This window comes from Priestia sp. P5_B4, assembly GCF_056400385.1.
In genome coordinates this window covers 1-1,309 of sequence record NZ_JBFULJ010000993.1, presented here as the reverse complement: position 1 = coordinate 1,309, position 1,309 = coordinate 1, and the positions used below count along the sequence as shown (strand labels likewise).

General features: G+C 35.2%; 3 protein-coding genes. All 3 read right to left on the bottom strand.

Annotated elements, in window-relative coordinates:
- Positions 1 to 180: metalloregulator ArsR/SmtB family transcription factor (locus AC1DRF_RS28195; RefSeq protein ID WP_477742332.1), on the bottom strand; the 180-nt coding region annotated here is incomplete at its 3' end.
- A complete protein-coding gene (locus AC1DRF_RS28190) occupies positions 181 to 609 on the bottom strand; it encodes an SRPBCC family protein (protein WP_043982528.1) in 429 nt (142 codons plus the stop codon).
- A gap of 188 nt (positions 610 to 797) precedes the next feature.
- The coding region (locus tag AC1DRF_RS28185; RefSeq protein WP_477742331.1) for an STAS domain-containing protein at positions 798 to 1,309 on the bottom strand (512 nt) is incomplete at its 5' end.

The window sequence follows — 1,309 nt, the reverse complement described above, 5'->3', positions numbered from 1 at the left end:
GACTAAGTCTACTTCTGAAAGTATATGAAGATGCTTGACAATAGCGGTACGGCTTATTGAAAAATGAGACGTTATTTCTGATATAGGCAATTCTTTTTCAGAAAGCAGCTCAAGTACTTTTCTTCGAGTAGGATCAGCAATGGCTTGAAAGATATCATGCTTGGCAGCTGATAAAGTCATTTAGTTTTCAACAACCTTTCGAAGTTTTTCATTTACGAGACTAATCCACCCGTAGCTCATTCTATCTCGTACCACTGAACTCTTTTCGTTTGCTTTTTCAAGAAGTGTTTCAGCTTCTTTCCACCCGCTATGAATAAGCGTAAATTCAGTTTGATTACCCATTTCTTTTAAGGTAAATGAAACGACCCATCCATCCGTATCCCAAGAGAAAGAAAGATAGTTTGGTGCATCTATTTCTAATACTTTACACGGAGATGGGCCAAAAGGCGATTGTAAATGAAATTCATATCCTACCTGAGGCTGAAAATCATTAGGCATGAACCATTGTTGGAGCCCTTCTGCTGTTGCTACTTTATCCCAAATTTTTTGAATCGGCGCGTTAAATATTATCGTCTGTTTTACATCTTCTACTACACTTTTATCATTCATCGTTATCTTCATTCTCCTTTTCAAAAAATAACACCAAAAGGTTTTATATAAAAATAATATAACACCTTTTGGTTTCATGTCAATTCCTCTTTTGAAAAATGAAATCCTTCAATTCATTTCCGTTCTTTGATAAAGAGACTTGTTATGATGCTGAATGAGTGCATTTTGTTATATTTCAAATATATCTTTTAAACGATGCTTCGTCCGCTTTGTGCCAATGCATAATGAATGCCGTGCTGCAATGTTTGAAAACAATCATATTTTGATAAATCAATATGGGTCTCTGATATAACTAAGCCTAAGTCAGCAGAAATCCCTACTAAAATTGTTTTCGTACCAACTAGGGACGCTGCTGCACCTAATTTTTCAATAAGACTTGCCGTATATTCAGTAAGTTCTTTATCCAATCCGGTTAAATCCAGCACAAGATAATTAGCCTGGTGTTTTGGGAGGTTATTTAATGTATTGACAATCAAATCTTCCGTTCGATCCTCGTCGTATTTGCCAATCAAAGGAACGACGACTATGCCTTCCAAAACTGKAATAATAGGAGAAGAAAGCTTTTTAATAAGATCTTTTAACTCTGCTGTTTTTTCTGCTACAATGTTTTGTAAATGTTCTATTTTCTGCGCTTCTTTTCTTCTCGCTAATTGATGAATATTTTGAGTGATATCAATGTTAGAAGGGAAGTATTCTACTG

Bases quoted from the DNA above. Each gene is read 5' to 3' on its own strand.
- AC1DRF_RS28190 (WP_043982528.1), bottom strand. From the start codon at position 609: ATGAATGATAAAAGTGTAGTAGAAGATGTAAAACAGACGATAATATTT.